The 18,758-nt window shown below is 68.7% G+C and carries 17 protein-coding genes; 1 reads left to right on the plus strand and 16 read right to left on the minus strand.

Annotation, left to right across the window (positions count from 1 at the left end; genetic code table 11):
- Positions 1 to 148: 148 nt before the first annotated feature.
- The 15 genes from BSY19_RS12455 to BSY19_RS12525 all read right to left on the minus strand — a co-directional run bounded on the left by BSY19_RS12455 (position 149) and on the right by BSY19_RS12525 (position 16,101).
- A complete protein-coding gene (locus tag BSY19_RS12455; RefSeq protein ID WP_069054448.1) occupies positions 149 to 517 on the minus strand; it encodes a PilZ domain-containing protein in 369 nt (122 codons plus the stop codon).
- Positions 518 to 653: 136 nt separating this feature from the next.
- Positions 654 to 980 carry a PilZ domain-containing protein gene (locus BSY19_RS12460; protein WP_069054449.1) on the minus strand — a complete coding sequence of 109 codons (327 nt, stop codon included), beginning with the start codon at positions 978 to 980 and terminating at the stop codon, positions 654 to 656.
- Positions 981 to 1,093: 113 nt separating this feature from the next.
- Entirely contained in the window at positions 1,094 to 1,552 is a 459-nt protein-coding gene (locus BSY19_RS12465) for a cupin domain-containing protein (RefSeq protein WP_066721362.1), read from the minus strand.
- Between the two features lie 18 nt (positions 1,553 to 1,570).
- A complete protein-coding gene (locus tag BSY19_RS12470) occupies positions 1,571 to 2,269 on the minus strand; it encodes an ABC transporter ATP-binding protein (RefSeq protein WP_069054450.1) in 699 nt (232 codons plus the stop codon).
- A gap of 5 nt (positions 2,270 to 2,274) precedes the next feature.
- The gene (locus tag BSY19_RS12475; RefSeq protein ID WP_069054451.1) at positions 2,275 to 3,024 is read right to left on the minus strand and encodes an ABC transporter ATP-binding protein; all 750 of its coding nucleotides are present in this window, start codon (positions 3,022 to 3,024) and stop codon (positions 2,275 to 2,277) included.
- A complete protein-coding gene (locus BSY19_RS12480) occupies positions 3,017 to 4,018 on the minus strand; it encodes a branched-chain amino acid ABC transporter permease (RefSeq protein ID WP_069054452.1) in 1,002 nt (333 codons plus the stop codon). The genes BSY19_RS12475 and BSY19_RS12480 overlap by 8 nt, the downstream gene beginning before the upstream one ends.
- A complete protein-coding gene (locus BSY19_RS12485; protein WP_069054453.1) occupies positions 4,015 to 4,941 on the minus strand; it encodes a branched-chain amino acid ABC transporter permease in 927 nt (308 codons plus the stop codon). The genes BSY19_RS12480 and BSY19_RS12485 overlap by 4 nt, the downstream gene beginning before the upstream one ends.
- A 176-nt stretch (positions 4,942 to 5,117) precedes the next feature.
- Complete coding sequence (locus BSY19_RS12490; RefSeq protein ID WP_069054454.1) at positions 5,118 to 6,287, minus strand: ABC transporter substrate-binding protein; 1,170 nt, start codon at positions 6,285 to 6,287, stop codon at positions 5,118 to 5,120.
- 283 nt (positions 6,288 to 6,570) lie between these two features.
- On the minus strand, positions 6,571 to 7,653 hold the full coding sequence (locus BSY19_RS12495; RefSeq protein ID WP_069054455.1) for a BMP family ABC transporter substrate-binding protein: 1,083 nt from the start codon (positions 7,651 to 7,653) through the stop codon (positions 6,571 to 6,573).
- Between the two features lie 30 nt (positions 7,654 to 7,683).
- Positions 7,684 to 8,607, minus strand: coding sequence for an ABC transporter permease (locus tag BSY19_RS12500; protein WP_069054456.1), 924 nt, complete (start codon positions 8,605 to 8,607; stop codon positions 7,684 to 7,686).
- Positions 8,608 to 8,710: 103 nt separating this feature from the next.
- Positions 8,711 to 9,775, minus strand: a complete 1,065-nt coding sequence (locus BSY19_RS12505) for an ABC transporter permease (RefSeq protein ID WP_069054457.1) — start codon at positions 9,773 to 9,775, stop codon at positions 8,711 to 8,713.
- The gene (locus BSY19_RS12510) at positions 9,768 to 11,327 is read right to left on the minus strand and encodes an ABC transporter ATP-binding protein (RefSeq protein WP_069054458.1); all 1,560 of its coding nucleotides are present in this window, start codon (positions 11,325 to 11,327) and stop codon (positions 9,768 to 9,770) included. The genes BSY19_RS12505 and BSY19_RS12510 overlap by 8 nt, the downstream gene beginning before the upstream one ends.
- Positions 11,311 to 12,165, minus strand: coding sequence for a xanthine dehydrogenase accessory protein XdhC (gene xdhC, locus BSY19_RS12515; protein ID WP_069054459.1), 855 nt, complete (start codon positions 12,163 to 12,165; stop codon positions 11,311 to 11,313). The genes BSY19_RS12510 and xdhC overlap by 17 nt, the downstream gene beginning before the upstream one ends.
- A complete protein-coding gene (gene xdhB / locus BSY19_RS12520) occupies positions 12,162 to 14,474 on the minus strand; it encodes a xanthine dehydrogenase molybdopterin binding subunit (RefSeq protein WP_442856699.1) in 2,313 nt (770 codons plus the stop codon). Before xdhB ends, xdhC begins: the two co-directional genes overlap by 4 nt.
- A gap of 34 nt (positions 14,475 to 14,508) precedes the next feature.
- The gene (locus tag BSY19_RS12525; RefSeq protein ID WP_069054461.1) at positions 14,509 to 16,101 is read right to left on the minus strand and encodes a xanthine dehydrogenase small subunit; all 1,593 of its coding nucleotides are present in this window, start codon (positions 16,099 to 16,101) and stop codon (positions 14,509 to 14,511) included.
- Positions 16,102 to 16,410: 309 nt separating this feature from the next.
- Here BSY19_RS12525 and guaD point away from each other — a divergent pair, with 309 nt between their 5' ends.
- On the plus strand, positions 16,411 to 17,766 hold the full coding sequence (guaD, locus tag BSY19_RS12530; protein WP_083247566.1) for a guanine deaminase: 1,356 nt from the start codon (positions 16,411 to 16,413) through the stop codon (positions 17,764 to 17,766).
- Between the two features lie 64 nt (positions 17,767 to 17,830).
- Here the strand turns inward: guaD and BSY19_RS12535 are convergent, their stop codons facing one another.
- Positions 17,831 to 18,688: a D-amino-acid transaminase gene (locus BSY19_RS12535; RefSeq protein WP_069054462.1), complete on the minus strand. Its 858-nt coding sequence runs from the start codon at positions 18,686 to 18,688 to the stop codon at positions 17,831 to 17,833.
- Between the last annotated feature and the right edge of the window lie 70 nt (positions 18,689 to 18,758).

The raw sequence follows: 18,758 nt of genomic DNA on the forward strand, positions 1-18,758 counted from the left end.
CCTAACGTCATGCTGATTACTACGATAAACAGTAACAGCGATCAGGGAATGGGGCCGGCTTAACCTGGGGTTAACCTTAACGACCCGGCGGCGCGCGAGCCGGGGTCCGCCGCTGCTCCCGGCGCGGCGGCAATCCCAGGCTTGGCTGTCAGCCGGCTTCGGTCAGTTGCTGGATGCGGCTCTTCATGCGGGCATTGTCCCGCTCGGCCATGCGCAGGCGCATGGCAACGTCGGTTTCCGCAGGGCTTGCGGTCTCCGGAACCGTCTCGGACTCGAAGGACACACCGATGTGCGTGCCCGTCCGCCAGCGGACATGGGCCCGGTAGCAGCATTGGCGCTGGGCGATCTCGAGCTCGAACTCGGCGGGCAGGAGCACCGTGTCCGGCACCACGATGAGGGCGCCCCCGTCGGAAATGTTGCGGACGACGCAATCCAGGGTCGCGCGCTTCTGGGTGAACAGCGCTCGCGCGCCCAGAAGAGAGCGCAGCCGTGGTGTCTGGCGCCGCTGCGTGGTCATGGCTCGATCCCGGCCGTCTTCATCGGGTGGCCCATGCCGCCTCGAGGGGACCATGCCAGAGCCCGCGCTGCGCTGCAGCCGTCGGCTCTTTCAATGTTTAACGATCAGTCGCCCGGATGCGCGAAAGACGGCGGGCTCAGCCCGGATCGCTGCGGCCGGCCCTGCGGGCACGGGCTTCCGCCAGCGAGATGACCTCGCTCGGCCGGGTCTCATCGGGCGTCAGGAAGGCGACCCCGACATCGTCGCCGCGCCGCCAGCATTGACGGACGCGACGGCTGTCACCGGCCGGGATGTCGAGCTCGAAGGTGTCCGGAAGCTCGATCCAGTCCGCCATCCGCACCATCGCGCCGGTCTGCGACCGATTTCGCACGGTGCAGGCCAGCACCGACTGCTCGCCGTTGAACACGAGCCGAGCCGGCTGGTGGAGGCGGCTGCGCGTCTGGAGGCGGCGATCGGCGATCATCGGCAGGCTCCTGCAAAGGGCCTCCCAGGGATCGGAGGCGAGCTGCCGGCGAAACTGCCGCAAACCGGCCGCCGGTGCAGCCTTTACCTCTGCTTAACCTTACCCCGTCGGCGTCAGGCGCCGTCGGGCGGCGGCGGCAGGAAGTCGACCTCGTGCTTGGCCGAGAGCGCCACGACATCGGCCGGATTCTGCTCCGCCATCGAGTGGATGCCCCAGAACAGGTCGTAGAGCCGCGCCGTCGGCGCTACCCAGAACAGGCACTTCACCGGCGCATCGCTCTTGTTGAAGAGACCGTGCGGCACATTGCGCGGCAGCCGGATCAGGTCGCCCGGCAGGGCATGGCTCTCGGCCCCGTCGAGGACGAGGTCGAGCCGCCCCTCGAGCATGTAGATGAACTCGTCCTGCGTCGTGTGGATGTGCGGCGGCACGAAGGTGCCGGGCGGGAAGGTGGCGTGCCAGGAGAAGGACTCCTCGCTCAGCGACTTCGGCACATAGGTCTGGCCGAGGATGTTCCAGGAGATCGAATCGAGCCCTTCATTGGCCCGGGTCACGCCGGCGGTCAGTGGCTTCATCGCAGATGTCCTCGCTCGTCAGAAATGCAGGAAGCGGTCCTTGACCGCGCTGTCGCTGCGCAGGTCGTCGCTGCTGCCGCGCCAGACGACGCGGCCCTTCTCCAGCACGACATGGCGGTCGGCGATCTTGGCCAGCGCATCGACGTTCTTGTCGATCACCAGGATCGACTCGCCCTCGGCCTTGAGCGCGGCGAGGCAGGCCCAGATCTCCTGGCGGATGATCGGCGCCAGCCCCTCCGTCGCCTCGTCGAGGATGATCAGGCGCGGGTTGGTCATCAGCGCCCGGCCGATCGCCAGCATCTGCTGCTCGCCGCCCGAGAGCTGGTTGCCGCGGTTGGCGCGGCGCTCCTTCAGGCGCGGGAAGAAGGCGTAGATCCGCTCGATGTCCCAGCGGGCCTTGCCGAAACGGCTGGCCGCGGTGGCGATCAGGTTCTCCTCGACGGAGAGCGTCGGGAAGATCATGCGCCCCTCGGGCACCAGGCCGATGCCCGCCTGGGCGATCCGGAAGGCGGGCGCGCCGGTGAGATCGCGCCCGGCGACGCTGACCCGGCCGGATTTCGGCGGGATCAGCCCCATGATCGCGCGGATGGTCGTGGTCTTGCCCATGCCGTTGCGGCCGAGCAGCGTCACCACCTCGCCTTCGCCGATCGAAAGATCGACTCCGAACAGGATCTGCGCCTCGCCATAGCCGGCATCGAGCCCCTCGACGATCAGCATGGCGGTCAGCCCTCCTCGCCGAGATAGGCTTCGCGCACCGCCGGGTCGGCCCGGACCGCCGCCGGCTCGCCCGAGGCGATGACGCGGCCATAGACCAGCACGCTGACGCTGTCGGCGAGCGCAAACACCGCCTCCATGTCGTGCTCCACCAGCAGCATGGCGTAGCGGCCTTTCAGGCTCGCCAGCAGCGCGATCAGCCGCTCGCCCTCCTCGCGGCCGACGCCGGCGAGCGGCTCGTCCAGCAGGATCGCGGCGGGCTCCAATGTCAGCGCCATCGCGATCTCGAGCGCGCGCTTCTCGCCATGCGACAGCCGCCCGGCCAGGATATGGGCGCGCTCGGTCAGGCCGACGGCCTCGATCGCCGCCCAGGCCGGCGCGTTCAGCGCCTCGTCCCGGGCCGCGTTGCGGAACAGCGCCAGCGGATGGGCCGCCCGCGCCTGCGCCCCGAGCGCGACATTCTCCAGCACCGAGAGCGAGGGGATCGTCGAGGTGATCTGGAAGGTTCGGGCAAGGCCGGCGCGCGCCCGTCGTTCCGGCGAGAAGCCCGTGATGTCCTGTCCGCGGAAGCGGATGCTGCCGGTATCGGGCCGCAGCATCCCCGAGATCTGGTGGACCAGCGTGGTCTTGCCGGCGCCGTTGGGGCCGATCAGCGCGTGCAACTCGCCCGGCGCGACGGAGAGGCTGACTCCGTCCGTGACCTTCAGCGCGCCGAAGGCCTTCTGGAGTCCGGAGAGCACCAGAACCGGTTCAGTCATCGCGGCCGGCCCCGAGCTTGCGCATCAGCCCGACCAGCCCGCCGCGCGTGAACAGCACGAAGAGCACGATCATCGGCCCGAAGATGACCTTCCAGTGCTCGGTCCAGCCGGCGAGGATGTCCTCGGCGAAGAGGAAGGCGAGCGCCCCGATGATGGCGCCGTGCAGCGAGCCGACGCCGCCGAGCACGACCATGAAGATGAGCTCGCCGGAGCGCGGCCAGGACATGAAGGCCGGGCTGACGAACTCGGTCTGGTTGGCGAGCAGGAAGCCGGACAGGCCCGCGATCAGCCCGCTGATCACATAGGCGACGAGCCGCACCTGCGCGACCTGGAACCCGGTGACGGAGACGCGCGTGGCGTTCTCCCGCGCGGCGCGCAGGACACGGCCGAAGCGCGAGGCGACGATCACGCGGACGAGGAGGTAGCACGCCAGGAGCACGCCGAGCACGATGTAGAAGAAGCCGGTGCGGCTGCGGAACGCATCGAAGCCCAGCACCGTGCTGCGCTGGTAGAGCGTCAGCCCGTCGTCGCCGCCATAGGCGGACAGCGCCTGAGCCAGGAAGTAGACCATCTGCCCGAAGGCCAGCGTGATCATGATGAAGGTGACGCCGCGCGTGCGCAGCGAGACATAGCCCGTGACCAGCCCGAAGAGACCGCAGGCGGCCAGCACCACCGGCAGGATCAGCAGACTCTCGGCCAGCCCCTCCGTGATCATGATGCCGGTCGCATAGGCGCCGATTCCGACGAAGGCGGCATGGCCGAAGGAGACCAGCCCGCCGACGCCGAGGATGAGGTCGAGCGAGAGCGCCGCGATGGCGAAGATCATCGCCCGCGTCACCAGCGTCAGCCAGTGCGAGGGCAGGCCGAGCGAGACCGCGAGCGGCAGCAGCGCCAGCAGCCCGAAGAGCAGGATCGGCACCAGCGGGAGGCGCCGGGCGGGCAGGGGCGCCGCAGGCCCGGTCGCGGCGGGCAGGGTCGTGGCGGCCTCGCTCATGCCCGGCCCTTCGAGGGCAGGAGCCCCTCGGGCCGCACGAACAGCACGATCGCCATGACCAGGTAGATCAGCATCGAGGACAGGGCCGCGCCCGCCGCCCGCGCCGAAGGAGCGCTCATGAACAGCCGCAGCAGGTCGTTCATGAAGGAGCGCCCGAGCGTGTCGACAAGGCCGACGATCAGCGCCCCGACAAAGGCGCCGCGGATCGAGCCGATGCCGCCGACCACGATCACGACGAAGGCGAGGATCAGGATGTTGTCGCCCATGCCCGGCTCGACCGAAAGGATCGGGGCCGCCATCGCGCCGGCGAAGGCCGCCAGCATCGTCCCGAAGGCGAAGACGATCATGAAGAGCTTGTTGATGTCGACGCCGAGCGCCGACACCATCGGCGCATTCGAGGCGCCGGCCCGCAGCAGCATGCCCGTGCGCGTCTTCTCGACGACGAACCAGAGCAGGGCGCCAACGGCGAGCCCTGAGCCGATCAGCGCGAAGCGGTAGGTCGGATACAGGATGCCGTCGAGCAGCGCGACATTGCCCGACAGGAAGGCCGGGACCGGCACCGAGAGCGGCGCGGCGCCCCAGAGCATCTTCACGCCCTGGTTCAGCAGCAGGATCAGCCCGAAGGTCGCCAGCACCTGGTCGAGATGGTCGCGGGCGTAGAGATGTCGAAAGACCAGGAACTCCAGCGCCAGCCCGATCACCAGCGCGGCCGCGAGCGCCAGCACCAGCCCGAGCACGAAGCTGCCGGTGATGCCGACGAAGGTCACCGCGAGATAGGCGCCGAGCATGTACTGCACGCCATGCGCCAGGTTGATGAAGTCCATGACGCCGAAGACGAGCGTCAGCCCCGCGGCCACCAGGAACAGCAGGATGCCGAGCTGGAGGCCGTTCAGGATCTGGACGATGAGGAGGCCGGTGGTCATGGGATCGGTGGCTCGCTGTGCCCTTGCGATCAACCTCGGCCGTCATTCCGGGCGCAGCGAGGCGGAGACCCGGAATCCATCGTCGAGTACGAGGCCCTTCGATGGATCCCGGATCGGCGCCGCTTCGCGGCTGGTCCGGGATGACGGCGGCGGATGTGTTGGTCCGCTGCGTCAGATCACTTCAGCGCGCAGTCCTTCGCGTGCGGGTCGGCGTAGTCCGTGAACACCTTCGAGACGATCTCGGTCTGGAACTTGCCGTCGGCGCGCTTGGCGGCCTTGACCAGGTAGAAGTCCTGGATCGGGTAGCCGTTGGTGTTGAACTTGAAGTTTCCGCGCAGCGAGGTGAAGTCGGCCTTCTTCAGGGCGGCCCGGATCTTGTCCTTGTCGGCCGTGCCGCCGGCTGCCTTGATGGCCGAGTCGATCAGCATGGCCGCGTCATAGGCCTGCATCGCATAGGAACCCGGCACGATCTTGTAGGCCGCCTCATAGGCGCTGACGAATTTCTTGCTCTGCGGGTTGTCCATGTTGGGCGCCCAGGTCATGCCGCCGAACAGGCCGACCGCTGCATCCTGCTGCGCCGGCAGGGTCGATTCATCGACCGTGAAGGCCGAGAGGAAGGGAATCTTGCCCTGCAGGCCTGCCTGCGACCACTGCTTGACGAAATTGACGCCCAAGCCACCCGGCAGGAAGGCGAACACCACGTCCGGCTTGGTCGAGGCGATCTTGGCGAGGTCGGAGGCGAAGTCCATCGAGGTCAGCGGCGCATAGACCTCGTCGACGATCTCGCCCTTGAAGTAGCGCTTGAAGCCGGCGAGCGAGTCCTTACCGGCCTGGTAGTTCGGCGCGATGATGTAGGCGCGCTTGTAGCCCTGGTCCTGCGCATGCTTGCCGAGCACCTCGTGGACCTGGTCGTTCTGGTAGGAGGTCACGAAGAAATTCTGGTGGCAGCCCTTGCCGGCCATGGTCGAGGGGCCTGCATTGGGGCTGATCAGGAAGGCACCCGAGTCGAGGACGGGCTTGGCGATCGCGCCGAGGATGTTCGAAAACACCGGGCCGACGACGAAATCGGCCTTGGCGCTTTCGACATAGGCCTTGACCTTGCCGACGGCGACGTCGGGCTTGAGCTCGTCGTCGATCACCGTGATCTGCACCGGCACGCCGCCGAGCTTGCCGCCGTTCTGGTCGACCGCGAGCTGGAAGCCGTCACGGACCTGCTGGCCGAGCGCCGCGGCCGGGCCGGTCAGCACGCTGACGACGCCGATCTTGAGCGGCTCCTGCGCCTGGGCCGACGCGATGCCGAGCGCGAGCAGGCCGGCGCCGAGCGAAAGCGAGAATTTGAGTGTCATGTCGAATGTCCTCCCGGGACGAGCGAGAAAGCGACAACGCGACAGGGGTCCCCTCGACCTCCTTGACCGCGCGATGGGGGCATATTGTTTCAAGCTTAAAATATCTGCAAGGGGGCCGCTGCAAGAATGTTGGGCGGCACTCTTGCTCACATTCCGGGGCGGCCTGGCAGGCCGAACCCGGAATCCACGACGGGGTGAAACCTGCATCAGGTCCGTCCGCGAACGCTTGCCCGGTCATGGGTTCCGGGTTCTTCGCTGGCGCGAAGCCCCGGAATGACAGGCCTCACGCCTGAACGCCGTCCACATACCAGTCCATCTTGGACAGCAGCTCGTCGGAGGCCTTCTCGCCGGCCTTGAGGCGCACGGTGCCCTTCTGGTCCTTGAGCTCACCGGTGAAGGGGTGCAGCGTGCCGGCGACGATGCCCTTGGTGACCTCGTCGGCGGCGGCGCGCGCAGCCGGCGTCACGGCGTCGTTGTACGGCGCGATCTTGACCATGCCGTCCTTGATGCCGTGCCAGACGTCGCCGCTCTTCCAGCTGCCGTCCATCACCTCCTTGACGCGCTTGATGTAGTAGCCCGACCAGTCGTCGACGATCGCGGTCAGATGCGCCTTGGGGGCGAAGGCCTTCATGTCGGAAGCCTGGCCGAAGGCGAAGACGCCGCGCTGCTCGGCCGCCTGGAGAGCCGCCGCCGAGTCGGTGTGCTGGGTGATGATGTCGCAACCCTGGTCGATCAGCGCCTTGGCGGCGTCGGCCTCCTTGGCGGGGTCGTACCAGGTCGAGGCCCAGATCACCTTGGTCCTGAAGTTCGGGTTCACCTTGCGGGCGGCCAGCGTGAAGGCGTTGATGCCCATCACAACCTCGGGAATCGGGAAGGAGGCGATGTAGCCGGCCTGGCCGGACTTCGACATGTGCCCGGCGATGGTGCCGATGACCGCGCGGCCCTCGTAGAAGCGGGCATTGTAGGTCGCGACGTTCTCGGCGCGCTGATAGCCGGTCGCGTGCTCGAACTTCAGGTTGGGGAACTGCTTGGCGACCTGGATGGTCGGGTTCATGAACCCGAACGAGGTCGTGAAGATCAGCTGGTTGCCGGCCTGGGCGAGCTGGCGGATCGCGCGCGCCGCATCGGGGCCCTCCGCCACCTTCTCGATGAAGCTGGTCTTGATCTTCGCCCCGTACTCCTTCTCCAGCGCCAGCCGGCCCTGGTCGTGCGTCCAGGTCCAGCCATGGTCGCCGACCGGGCCGACATAGATGAAGCCGACGCCCAGCGGCGCCTGGGCGCGGGCGCCCGTGCCGATCAGCGGCAGCGCCGCAGCGCTGGCTCCGGCTCCGAAATTGAACCGGCGGCGGGTGATGATGGAGGTCATGCTACGCGTCTCCCCTGGTTGGTTGCGGCGTCACGACGCCGAGAATGGCTTGCCGAGGCAGGCCGGCGCATTCGCCCGGCCCGCCCTGCGACCCAGCGACATCATGGTCAGAACCGCGACGGTCGCAAGATAGGGCGTCATCGCCAGGAGTTCGGGCGCGAGCCAGGTGATGCCGGCCGCCTTGGCCTGGAGCTCCAGCGTCATCACCGCGCCGAACAGATAGGCGCCCAAGAGCAGCCGCCCTGGCCTCCACGCCGCGAAGACGACGAGCGCGAGCGCAATCCAGCCGCGCCCGGCCGTGAGACCGTCGGCCCACATCGGCGTCAGCGCCAGCGAGAAATAGGCCCCGCCCAGGCCGGCGAGCGCGCCGCCGAAGGCGATCGCCGCATAGCGGATGGCGATGACGGGGTAGCCGATCGCATGGGCCGAGGCGTCGTTCTCGCCGACCGCGCGCAGGATCAGGCCCGGCCGCGTCCGGCGCAGGAACAGGCTGACGCCGATCACGAGCGCGAGCGAGAGATAGACCACGATGTCGTGGCCGAAGACCGCGCGCAGCCAGGGATGCTCCGAGAGCGCGGCCGGAAACACCGGGCCGAGCCGCGTGATCGTGCGGCCGACGAAGCCCGCGCCGATCAGCGAGGAGGCGCCGATGCCGAAGATCGTCAGCGCCAGCCCCGTCGCGACCTGGTTGGCCGTCAGCGACAGCGTGAGTACGGCGAAGACCATGGCGGTGGCGACTCCCGCCATGACCGCCGCCAGGAGGCCGAGCATCGTGCTGCCGGTGCTGAACGCGACCGCGAAGCCCGCCACCGCGCCGCACAGCATCATGCCCTCGACGCCGAGATTGAGGACGCCAGACTTCTCCGTGACGAGTTCCCCCAGCGCCGCCAGCAGGATCGGCGTCGAGGCGGCAACGAGGGTCATCAGGATCGAGACGAGGATGGCGGTGGTCATGATCCGCCCTCCGTCATTCTCGGGCGGAGCGCAGCGCAGACCCGAGAATCTCCGGGGAGAGATGCTCGGGTCGAGCCCGAGCATGACGTGCTGGTTGGAGCCCTCATGCCGCCCGCACCTTCCAGCCGATGCGGTACTTCACCAGCACGTCGGTCGCCAGCAGCACGAACAGCAGCAGCGCCTGGAACATGCCAGTCGCCGCCTGCGGCAGGCGGACCGTCGTCTGCGCGATCTCGCCGCCGACATAGGTTCCCGCCAGCACGACGCCTCCGAACACGATACCCAGCGGGTTCAGCCGGCCCAGGAAGGCCACGATGATCGCGGTGAAGCCGTAGCCGGTCGGGAACTGCGGGGTCAGCTGTCCGAAGGGGCCGGCCGCCTCGAACAGGCCGGCCAGCCCGGCGAGCCCTCCGCCTGCGAGCAGCGTCGCCCAGGTCACCCGGTCGGCGCTGAAGCCGCCATGGCGCGCGGCGGCGGGCGCGAGCCCCACGACCTTGACCGCATAGCCGGCGGTCGTCTTCTCCATCAGCAGCCAGGCGACCAGCGCGATCAGCAGCGCGGCGGGGATGCCGAGATGGACGAGCGAGCCCGGCATGATCGCCGGCAGGGTCTGGTCGGCCCCGAACATCCGCGTCTGCGGAAAGTTGAAGCCGTCCGGGTCCTTCCAGGGCCCGCGCACCAGGTAGTAGAGGCCCTGCACCGCGACATAGGTCAGCATCAGGCTGGTCAGGATCTCGCTGACCTGCAGCCGAACGCGCAGGAAGGCCGGCACGGCCGCCCAGGCCATGCCGCCGAGCACGCCGGCCAGCGCCATCACGGGGAGAATCCACCAGCCGGTCATGCCATGGGTCGCCAGGGCCACGCCCGTGCCGGCGATCGCGCCCATGATGTACTGGCCCTCGGCGCCGATGTTCCAGACATTGGCCCGGAAGCCGATCGCCAGCCCGAGCGCGATCATCACCAGAGGGGCCGCCTTGACGCCGAGATCGGGCCAGCGCTGCGGCTCGATGAAGGGCGTCACGAAGATGCTCTCCACCGCGTGGAAACCGTCATAGCCCATCGCCGTGAAGACGATCATGCCGAGCAGCATCGTCAGCCCGATCGCGATCAGCGGGCTGAGCCAGAGCATCAGCGTGCTCGGTTCGCGGCGGCGGCGCCATTCAAGCATGGGCCGGTGCTCCCGGCGGCGAGGGGGCCCCATGCACCCCGCCCATCATCAGGCCGATCTCGTCGATGCCGAGGCTGGCCACCGCGCGCGGTGCGGAGAGCCGGCCCTCGTTGATGACGCAGAGCCGGTCGGCGAGTTCGAGCAGTTCGTCGAGATCCTGCGAGATCACCACCACCGCCGAGCCCTTCTCGGCGAGATCGACCAGTTCCTGCCGGATCGCCGCCGCCGCCCCCGCATCGACCCCCCAGGTCGGCTGGCAGACGACGAGCACGCCGGGCGTCTGGCCGATCTCGCGGCCCATGATGAATTTCTGGAGATTGCCACCGGAGAGCGAGCGCGCGAGCGCCGCCGTGCCGGTGGTGCGGACGTCGAAGCGCTTGATCACCGCATCGGCGAAGCGGTTGACGTCTCCCGTGCTGATCAGCCCGAGCGGCGTCAGCGGCAGGCGGTGGCGCGCGGTCAGGATCGCATTGTCGGCGAGCGAGAAATCGGGGACCGCGGCATGGCCGTTGCGCTCTTCCGGCACGCAGCAGAGCCCGAGTGCCCGGCGCGCGCCCGCATCCAGCCGCCCCACCGGCCTGCCGTCGAGCGCAATCGCATCGGCCGTGTTCGCCGGCCGTTCACCGGACAGTGCGGTCAGAAGCTCCGACTGGCCGTTGCCGGCGACGCCGGCGATGCCCAGGATCTCGCCGGCCCGCGCCTCGAAGGCCACCGCACGCAGATCGGTGCCGAAGGGAGGCTCCCCCGGCAGCGTGAGCCCGGACACCGACAGCCGCACCGGCCCGGCGCCGTCGCTTCCGGCATGCTCGATCTGGCGCAGCTCGGCGCCGATCATCAGCTCGGCCATGCGCTTCGTGCTCTCGACGCGCGGGTCGCAGGTGGCGACGACCCGGCCAGCCCGCAGGATCGTGGCGGCCTCGCACAGCGCCTTGATCTCGTGGAGCTTGTGCGAAATGTAGAGGATCGCGCAGCCCTGCGCGGCGATCTGGCGCAGCGTGCCGAAGAGCTTGTCCACCTCCTGCGGCGTTAGCACCGAGGTCGGCTCGTCCATGATCAGCAGCCGGGGATTCTGTAAAAGGCAGCGCACGATCTCGATGCGCTGCCGCTCGCCGACCGATAGCGTATGGACCTCGCGCTCGGGGTCGAGCGGCAGCGAGTAGCTTTCCAGGATCGCGGCAACGCGGCCCTTCAGCTCGTCGCTGTCGCAGGCCTCGTCGAGGCCGAGCGCGATGTTCTCGATCACCGTCATCGCGTCGAACAGCGAGAAGTGCTGGAAGACCATGCCGATGCCCAGCCGCCGCGCGACCTTGGGCGAGGGGATCGAGACCGGCGCGCCGTCCCAGGCGATGGTGCCGGTGTCGGCCTGCTGCACGCCGTAGATGATCTTCACCAGCGTCGACTTGCCGGCGCCGTTCTCGCCGAGCAAAGCGTGGATCTCGCCCGGGCGGACGCTGAGGCTGATGTCCTCGTTCGCCTTCACACCGGGAAAGCTCTTGGAGATGCCCGACAGGGCGAGCCGGGGGCGAACCGTCTGGTCAGGCGGTTGCGTCATGGCCGGCCCGTTCCTCCGCTCCGGCTCCTCGGGAAGCCTGTTGTTTCCGAAGCAAACTCCGCACCAGCTCGGCGGCCGTCAAGGTCGCGATCACCTGCGGCCGCTTGTCGTCCACATCGGCGCCACCGATCGGGCAGGTGAGGCGGGACAGCGCCTCGCGTCGCCCACCGGCGCGCAGGAAGCCAGCCTCGAACCGCGCCCGCTTCGTCGCCGAGCCGATCATGCCGACGTAAGCCGCATCGCCCCGCTGGAGCGCCGCCTCGGCCAGGCGGTAGTCGAGCGCGTGGCTATGCGTGAGAACGACATGGGCCGCACCAGTCGGCGCCGTGGCGATGGCCGCGACGGGATCGGCCATGCGGACGCAGGTCACCGCCGCCGGCAGCCCGTCCATCACGCCGTCGCGATCGTCGATCAGCGTCACCCGCAAGGGGAGAAGCGCCAGCGCCTCGACCAGGGCCCGCCCGGTATGCCCGGCGCCGAACACCAGCACGGCCGGGCGCGCCTCGGCCTCGGCTCGCTCCCGCGCCACCTGCATCGCGAGGTCCGCCGCTGTCGCGCGCCGCAGCGAAACCTGCACCCGTCCGCCACAGCACTGGCCCATCTGCGGGCCGAGCGGGATGTCCAGCAGGCGCTCCGTCTCGCCCGCCTCCAGCATCGTGCGGGCGATGTCGAGGCAGTGGAACTCGAGCTGCCCGCCACCGATCGTGCCGGCGATGGCATTGGGGCTGACGGCCATGGCCGCGCCGGCCTCGCGCGGGGTCGAGCCCGCGGCGCGGGTGAGGGTGACGAGGATGGCGCCATCCGCGAGGTGGCGGGCGAGGAAGGCGGCGACGCTCATCGGCCCGCTTCCGCCCGCACCCGCCCCACCGCCGCCAGCACGCGCTCGGGCGTGGCCGGCGCATCGAGCCGCGGACAGACCCGGTGGCCGCCGACGCTTGCTACCGCATCCGACAGCGCATGCAGCACGCTGATCGCCAGCATCAGCGGCGGCTCGCCGACCGCCTTCGAGCGGTGGATCGTCGCCTCGCGATTGGGAGCGTTCTCCAGCAGTGCGACGTTGAAAATCCGCGGCCGGTCGGAGGCGACGGGGATCTTGTAGGTCGAGGGCGCATGCGTCTTCAGCACGCCCTTGGCATCCCAGACCAGTTCCTCGGTCGTCAGCCAGCCCATGCCCTGGATGAAGCCGCCCTCGATCTGGCCCTTGTCGATGGCGGGGTTCAGCGAGGTCCCGCAATCATGCAGGATGTCGACGCGCTCGACCTTGTATTCGCCCGTCAATGTATCGACCGCGACCTCGGCGGCGGCCGCGCCATAGGCGAAGTAATAGAAGGGCTGGCCGCGCCCGGCCTTGCGGTCCCAATGGATCTTCGGCGTCGCGTAGAAGCCAGTGGCCGAGAGCTGGACGCGGCCCATATAGGCCGCCTTGACCAGATCGGCGAAGGCGATCTCGCGGGCGCCGACCTGCACGAAACCCGGCCGGAAGACGATCGCCTCCGGGCTTTCCTGCCAGTGCCGGGCGGCGAACTCGGTCAGCCGCGCCTTGATCGTCTTGCAGGCGTCGAGCGCCGCCATGCCGTTGAGATCGGAGCCGGAGGAGGCCGCGGTGGCGGAGGTGTTGGGCACCTTGCCGGTCGTCGTGGCGGTGATTTTCACCTGGTCGAGGCCGATCCCAAAGGCCTGCGCCACCACCTGCGCCACCTTGACGTAGAGCCCCTGGCCCATCTCGGTGCCGCCATGGTTCAGCATCACCGAACCATCGGTGTAGACATGCACGAGGGCGCCGGCCTGATTGTACCAGGTGGCGGTGAAGGAGATGCCGAACTTGACCGGTGTCAGCGCGATGCCGCGTTTCACGATCGGGCTTCTGGCATTGGCCTCCCGGATCGCCGCTTGCCTCGCGCGGTAGTCGCAGGAGCGCTCCAGCCGCTCGATCACCTCGCCCGCGATGTTGTCCGTCACCGTCTGGTGATAGGGCGTCAGATCGCGGCCGGGCCCCTCGCCGGGCGTGCCGCCATAGAGGTTGCGCCGGCGCACCTCCAGCGGGTCGAGCCCCGTCGCGAAGGCGACCTCCTCGATGAAGCGCTCGGCCCCGACCATGCCCTGGGGGCCGCCGAAACCGCGAAAGGCGGTGTTCGACACCGTATGGGTCAGCAAGGGCTCCGAGCGGGCGCGCACCGCCGGGTAAAAATAGCAATTGTCCATGTGGAACAGCGCGCGGTCCGTCACCGGCCCCGAGAGATCCGCGTTCCAGCCGCAGCGCGCCGCATAGACCGCATCGACGGCATGGATGCGTCCCTCGTCGTCGAAGCCGATCTCGTAATCGACGACGAAGTCGTGCCGCTTGCCGGTGACGATCATGTCGTCGTCGCGGTCAGGCCTGAGCTTCACCGGGCGCTTCAGCTTGCGCGCGGCGAGCGCGGCGACGCAGGCGAAGAGGTTGGACTGCGTTTCCTTGCCGCCGAAGCCGCCGCCCATGCGCCTGACCTCGACGGTGACGGCATGGGAGGCGACGCCCAGCACCTGCGCCACCATGTGCTGCACTTCGCTGGGATGCTGCGTCGAGGAGAAGACCTGCATGTCCTCCTCCTCGCCGGGAATGGCGAGCGCGATCTGGCTTTCGAGGTAGAAATGATCCTGCCCGCCGATCGTCATCGAGCCCTTGAGCCGGCGCGGGCTTTCCGCCAGCGCGGTGGCGACGTCGCCGCGCTCGAGCTTGAGCGGGTCCGTGACCAGCGCGCCGCCGGCCGCACGGGCCGCCGCGACATCGAGCACGGGCGGAGCCTCGTCATAGACCGCCAGCGCCAGCGCCGCTGCCTCCCGCGCCGCCTGGCGCGTCTGCGCCACCACGGCGAAGAGCGGCTGGCCGTGATGCAGGATCGTCTGCGTCGCAAAGACCGGCTCGTCATGGCGATGCGTCGAGGAGATGTCGTTGACGCCGGGAATATCGGCCGCCGTCAGCACGGCGACCACGCCGGGCGCCGCCAGCACGGGCGCGAGATCGAGCGACACCAGCCGGCCATGGGCGATGCGGCTCAGGCCGAGATAAGCGTGCAGCAGCCCCTCGGGCGCAGCGATGTCGTCGATATAGACGGCTTCGCCCGTGACATGGCGGGCGGCGGAATCGTGGAGGCGCGGCGCTCCGACCATGGCGGAGGCGTCCTTGTCGAGCCGGCGGCGCGCATCAGCCATGGGCGGCCTCCGCGAGCGGGCCGGCGACGCGGGTCTCGACATCGGGCTGCGTCGTCTCGATCAGGAACCGCCGCAGCAGGTTCCCCGCGACCGTCAGCCGGTAGCCGGCCGAGGCCCGCATGTCGCTCAGCGGCGTGAAGTCGCTCGCCAGCGCGGCGATGGCCGCAACCACGGCCGCCTCGTCCCAGCGCCGGCCGGTCAGCGCGGCTTCCGCGGCGGCGGCGCGTCTGGGCGTGCCCGCCATGCCGCCATAGGCCAGCCGGGCCTCCGCCATGCGGCCAGCGGAATCGAGCCGCAGCAGGAAGGCGCCGCAGACGGCCGAAATGTCCTCGTCGAAGCGCTTCGAGATCTTCGAGACATGGATCAGCGCATCCGGCCTCGGCCTGGGCACGATCACCGCCTCGACGAACTCGCCCTCGCGCCTGTCCTGCTTGCGGTAGTCGAGGAAGAAATCTTCCAGAGGGATTTCGCGGCGGGCAATCACACGCGAGCCCTCATCCTGAGGAGAAGCCGGAGGCTTCGTCTCGAAGGATGCTCCAGCGCCCTCTGGATCATCCTTCGAGACGGCCGCAAGAGCGGCCTCCTCAGGATGAGGGCTGTGGTGTGGATGGGCGCGTGCCAGAACCAGCCTCGCTCCCAGCGCGATCAGCGCCGGCGGCAGGTCACCGATCGGCGAGCCATTGGCGATGTTGCCGCCGATCGTGCCGGCGTTGCGGACCTGCTCGCCGCCGAAGCGGCGCATCAATTCGTCGAGCTGCGGCGAGAGCGACGCCAGCACGGGGCGGACGTCTGCATGGGTCGCCATCGCGCCGAAGACGAGGTGATCGCCGCGATCCGTGATCTCCCGCAGCGCCGTGACGCGCCCGAGGAAGATGACGGGATCGAGCCGCTGCATCCCCTTCGTCACCCAGAGCCCGACATCGGTCGCACCCGCGACCAGCGTCGCCTGCGGATGGGCGGCCACCAGATCCGCCAGCCCCCCGACGGTGGCCGGCGCGAAGAAGCGCCCGCCGGGTCCGGAGAGGGCGAGCGCCTCCTCGTCGGAGAGGTCGCGCAGCCTCGCGGTGATCGTCTCCGGGTCCGGCCTGTTGCCATCGCCAGCATACATCCGCTGCGCCGCCGCGATGATGGGCTCGTAGCCGGTGCAGCGGCAGAGATTGCCCGCCAGCGCATCCTCAATGCGCGCAACCGATGGCGCATCCTCGTTCAGCCAGAGCGCGAAGAGCGACATCACGATGCCCGGCGTGCAAAAGCCGCATTGCGAGCCGTGGCAATCGACCATCGCCTGCTGCACCGGATGCAGGCTGCCGTCCGGGCCTTTCAGATGCTCGACCGTCAGCACCTGGCAGCCATCCAGCGTCGGCAGGAAGCGGATGCAGGCATTGATCGCCTCGTAGCGCAGCCGCCCGCGATCGAGCCGGCCGACGACGACGGTGCAGGCGCCACAATCGCCCTCGGCGCAGCCCTCCTTGCTGCCGGTCAGGCGCCGGTCCAGCCGCAGCCAGTCGAGCACCGTCAACGTCGGATCGCAGTTTGCGATCTCGACCAACTCGTCGCCGAGGAGGAAGCGGAGCGTGTCACGCATGGGCGGCTCGCATGGTGCTGAGCGCTCCATTGTGGGTCATCCCGGGTGACCCCTCGGGTCCGGCCTTTGGCCGGCCCAAGGACAGGCTCCGGGAGACCCGGGATCCATGCCGGAACCTCTGCCGGACGCGCTCCGGAATGGATCCCGGATCTCCGCTTCGCTGCGTCCGGGATGACGGCACGAAGGGCGAGGGTCGGGACTGATCCGATGCGACACAAATCATGCTCTCAGATTAGGCATGATCCCCGCTTGGCCGGAAGCTTTGATTTGGTGCAGATGTGATGTGAATCCGAGCCGGAGTGCGCATTCGTGAGCCAGACCAGCCCCCTTCGTGCCCTGCGCGGCCGCCTTTTGTGGTTCGTGGCCGATCCGCACGACGTCGGCGAGGCGGCGCATCGTTATGTCGCGGACGGGGTGCTGGTGATCGAGGGCGGCGTGATCCGTGCAGTCGGTCCGGCGGAGGCCATCCTGCCGACCCTGCCGGCGGGGGCGGAGATCACCGACCACCGCCCGCATCTGATCATGCCCGGCTTCATCGACGCCCATCTTCACATGCCGCAGACGCAGGTGATCGCCTCTTATGGCGCCCAGCTGATGGACTGGCTCGAGCGCTACACCTTCGTCGAGGAGCAGCGGCTGGCGCAGCAGGGCCATCCCGAAAAGCTCGCCACCTTCCTGCTCGACGAACTGCTCAGCCATGGCACCACGACGGCGGTGATCTACTGCTCCGTGCATCCGCAATCAGCGGAAGCGCTGTTTGCCGAATCCGAGCGCCGCAACACCCGCATGATCGCCGGCAAGGTGATGATGGACCGCAACGCGCCCGAAGCGCTCACCGACACCGCCGAAAGCAGCTACGCGGATTCCAAGGCGCTGATCGAGCGCTGGCACGGCAGGGGACGCCAACTCTATGCCATCACGCCCCGCTTCGTCGTGACCTCGACGCCGGAGCAGATGGAAGCGGCCGGGCGGCTGGCGGCCGAGCATCCCGACTGCCATGTCCAGACCCATATCAACGAGAACCGGGCCGAGATTGCGCTGGCCAACGAACTCTATCCCGAGCCTGGCGACTATGCCGGCATCTACCAGCATTACGGCCTGCTCGGCCCCAGAAGCCTGCTCGGCCACTGTATCCACATGACCGAGCGGGAATGGCGGCGTTTCGCCGAAACCGGCAGCGTGGCCGTCTTCTGCCCGACCTCGAACCTCTTCCTCGGCTCCGGACTGTTCGACTGGGCCCGCGCCCGGGCGGAGGGCGTGCCGGTCGCGGTCGCGACCGATATCGGCGGCGGCACCTCCTATTCGATGCTGCGGACGATGTCGGAGGCCTACAAGGTGCTGCAGTTGCAGGGGCAATCGCTCTCGGCCTTCGCCGCGCTCCACGCCATCACGCTGGGCAATGCCAAGGCTTTGAAGCTCGACCACCTGATCGGTTCGCTGGAGCCCGGCCACGAGGCCGACATCGTCGTGCTCGATGCGAGCGCCCAGCGCGCCATGGCGCATCGGCTGGAGACGGCGCGCGACCTCGGCGAGGAGCTGTTCGTGCTGGTCACGCTCGGCGACGAGCGCAACGTCGTCGCGACCTATGTGATGGGGGAGCGGGTCAATGCTCCGTCATTCTCGGGCGGAGCGCTCGGGTCCGATCGTCGATCGGCCCAAGCGTAAACGCCGCGCAGACCCGAGAATCTCCGGCAAGAGATGCTCGGGTCAGGCCCGAGCATGACGCGCTTCACCCCAGCACGCCGCCCTTCCTGGCGAAATCGATGTAGATCTCGCGCAGGCGCAGCGCGGTCGGGCCCGGGGCGCCGTTGTGGATGCTGTGGCCGTCGATCGTCGTCACCGGCATGACGAGGCTGGTGGCGGAGGTGATGAAGGCCTCCTCGGCGTCCAGCGCCTCGGCCAGCGTGAATTCGCGCTCCTCGAAGGCGAAGCCCGTCTCCGCGATATAGGCCAGCACGGCCTTGCGGGTGATGCCGGGCAGGACCTTGTTCGAGAGTGGCCGCGAGATCAGCGTCTTGCCCCTGACGATCCAGGCGGTCGACGAGGCGCCCTCTGTGACCACGCCGTCCTCGATCATCCAGGCCTCCTGCGCGCCGTTTTCGGCGGCGAACTGCTTGGCCAGCACCGGGGCGAGCAGGTTGACGCTCTTGATGTCGCGCCGGGCCCAGCGCAGATCCGGCGTGGACACCACCTTGATCCCGGTCTTCGCCGCCGGGGCGTTCACGAAGTTGCGGGCCTGGGTGAACATCACCAGCGTCGGCGTGACGTCCTTCGGGAAGGGGAAGTCGCGATCAGCCGCGCCGCGCGTGACCTCGAGATAGACGCCGCCTTCGTCGAGGCTGTTGCGCTTGATCAACTCCTCGTGGATCGCCACCAGTTCCGCCGTCGACCAGGGCAGGACGAGCCGGATCTCGCCGCAGGAGCGCGCGAGCCGCGCCAGATGCGCCTCGCAATCGACGAGCTTGCCGCCGATCACGGCCGACACCTCGTAGATGCCGTCGCCGAAGATGAAGCCGCGGTCGAAGACCGAGATCTTGGCGTCCTCCTCGGGGAGATAGGCGCCGTTCACATAGACAATGCGGGACATCGGTCGGTTCTCGTCAGCGGGTTTCCAACAGCATCGCTCCTAGCCGAGACGCAGGTCGGGCGCGAGGGGC

This window comes from Bosea sp. RAC05 (assembly GCF_001713455.1).
Taxonomy (GTDB): Bacteria; Pseudomonadota; Alphaproteobacteria; order Rhizobiales; family Beijerinckiaceae; genus Allobosea.